This window comes from Bacteroidota bacterium, from assembly GCA_039714315.1.
Classification (GTDB): Bacteria; Bacteroidota; Bacteroidia; order Flavobacteriales; family JADGDT01; genus JADGDT01.
In genome coordinates this window covers 10,001-12,634 of record JBDLJM010000094.1, presented here as the reverse complement: position 1 = coordinate 12,634, position 2,634 = coordinate 10,001, and the positions used below count along the sequence as shown (strand labels likewise).

Here is a 2,634-nt window from a genome sequence, read left to right as displayed (position 1 = left end):
AATCCTGGCAGCTACCTACTCTCCCACAAAGTTGCCCAAGCAGTACCATCGGCGTTTAAGGTCTTAACTTCTCTGTTCGGAATGGGAAGAGGTGTTTCACCTTAGCTAAAGCCACCAGAAAACTTTTCAATAAAAATTGAAGATTGATGAGTGTACTGAGCCCTAAAATGTTTTAATAAAAATAAATGGTTAAGTCTCACGACTTATTAGTACTGCTCGGCTGAATACGTTACCGCACTTACACCTGCAGCCTATCGACCTTGTAATCTCCAAGGAGTCTTTAGTGCCGATAAATCGGCAAGGGATACCTTATCTTGAAGTTGGCTTCGCACTTAGATGCTTTCAGCGCTTATCCATTCCAAACGTAGCTACCCAACCATGCCACTGGCGTGACAATTGGTACACTAGAGGTTTGTTCACTTCGGTCCTCTCGTACTAGAAGCGACTCTTCTCAAGTATCCTGCGCCCGCAGAGGATAGGGACCGAACTGTCTCACGACGTTCTGAACCCAGCTCACGTACCGCTTTAATGGGCGAACAGCCCAACCCTTGGGACCTTCTTCAGCCCCAGGATGCGATGAGCCGACATCGAGGTGCCAAACCTTGCCGTCGATATGAACTCTTGGGCAAGATCAGCCTGTTATCCCCGGAGTACCTTTTATCCTTTGAGCGACGGCACTTCCACTCGCTACCGCCGGATCACTAAGTCCTACTTTCGTATCTGTTCGACCTGTATGTCTCACAGTTAAGCTCCCTTTTGCCTTTGCACTCGAAGCATGATTACCAACCATGCTGAGGGAACCATTGAGAGCCTCCGTTACATTTTGGGAGGCGACCGCCCCAGTCAAACTACCCGCCTAACACTGTTCCGGATCCAGATTCATGGACCGCGGTTAGAATCCAACTAAACCAAGGGTGGTATTTCACCATTGACTCCACCGAAGCTAGCGCCCCGGTTTCAAAGTCTCCCACCTATCCTACACATGACTTACCCGAACCCAATATTAGGGTGCAGTAAAGGTTCACGGGGTCTTTCCGTCCTTCTGCGGGTAACCGGCGTCTTCACCGGTACCACAATTTCACCGAGCTCGTGGTCGAGACAGTGCCCAGATCGTTGCACCATTCGTGCAGGTCGGAACTTACCCGACAAGGAATTTCGCTACCTTAGGACCGTTATAGTTACGGCCGCCGTTTACTGGGGCTTCGATTCAAAGCTTCGACCGAAATCTAACCTCTCCTCTTAACCTTCCAGCACCGGGCAGGTGTCAGTCCCTATACATCGTCTTAATTGACTTCGCAGAGACATGTGTTTTTGTTAAACAGTCGCCTGGGCCTTTTCACTGCGACCCTGTTCAGCTAAACTCGCGAAGAGTCTTACCTAATAAGGGTGCTCCTTCTCCCGAAGTTACGGAGCTAATTTGCCGAGTTCCTTAACCACGATTCACTCGAGCGCCTGAGAATACTCATCCCGTCTACCTGTGTCGGTTTGCGGTACGGACCGATATAATTTTCCTATACGAAGCTTTTCTAGGCAGCATGATTACGATCAGTTTGTGAGCTAGGCTCTCCCGTTCGTGTCTCAGTCTTATAAGAGAGCGGATTTGCCTACTCTCTAAACCTACACACTTAGACCACCTAATCCGACAGGTGGCTGATCTTCACTTCTGCGTCCCTCCTTATAGTCAAACAAATTATACCAGGTACAGGAATTTTGACCTGTTTTCCATCGCCTACGCTTTTCAGCCTCGGCTTAGGGTCCGACTAACCCTGAGATGATTAACATTGCTCAGGAAACCTTAGACTTTCGGCGTTCCGATTTTTCATCGGAATTATCGTTACTTATGCCAACATTTGCACTTCTATACGCTCCAGCATACCTCGCAGTACACCTTCAGCGCCTATAGAATGTTCCTCTACCGCTCCGAATAAATTCGGAGCCCATGATTTCGGCAAGTAGTTTGAGTCCCGCAAATTGTCGACGCTAGATCGCTTGACTAGTGAGCTATTACGCACTCTTTAAATGAATGGCTGCTTCTAAGCCAACATCCTAGTTGTCTGAGCAATCTAACATCCTTTCTCTGTTAACTACTATTTAGGGGCCTTAATCGATGGTCTGGGTTGTTTCCCTCTTGGCAATGAAGCTTATCCCCCACTGCCTGACTCCCGAGAAACATGTAAACGGCATTCGGAGTTTGTCTGAGTTTGGTACCCTTGTGAGGGCCCTAGCCCAATCAGTGCTCTACCTCCGTTACACTTTATCTCGAGGCTAGCCCTAAAGCTATTTCGAGGAATACGAGCTATCTCCGGGTTTGATTGGCCTTTCACCCCTACCCTCACCTCATCCAAATCGTTTTCAACCGATACTGGTTCGGACCTCCATGAGGTTTTACCCTCACTTCATCCTGGACAAGGGTAGATCACCCGGTTTCGCGTCTGCCGCACGTTACTATGTTCGCCCTATTCAGACTCGCTTTCGCTTCGGCTTCCTTCCTTAAGAAATTAACCTTGCAACGCACGAGCAACTCGTTGGCTCATTATCCAAAAGGCACGCTGTCATCCCGATAAATCGAGACTCCAACTGCTTGTAAGCACACGGTTTCAGGTACTATTTCACTCTCCTGTTAGGAGTACTTTT

General features: G+C 48.5%; 2 rRNA genes (1 of these 2 running past the window's edge). Both read right to left on the bottom strand.

What is annotated here, in order from left to right:
• Positions 1-2 precede the first annotated feature (2 nt).
• Positions 3-119: ribosomal RNA gene (rrf, locus tag ABFR62_09785) — 5S ribosomal RNA — on the bottom strand.
• Between the two features lie 66 nt (positions 120-185).
• A 23S ribosomal RNA gene (locus ABFR62_09780) occupies positions 186-2,634 on the bottom strand; it runs 564 nt beyond the window's last position.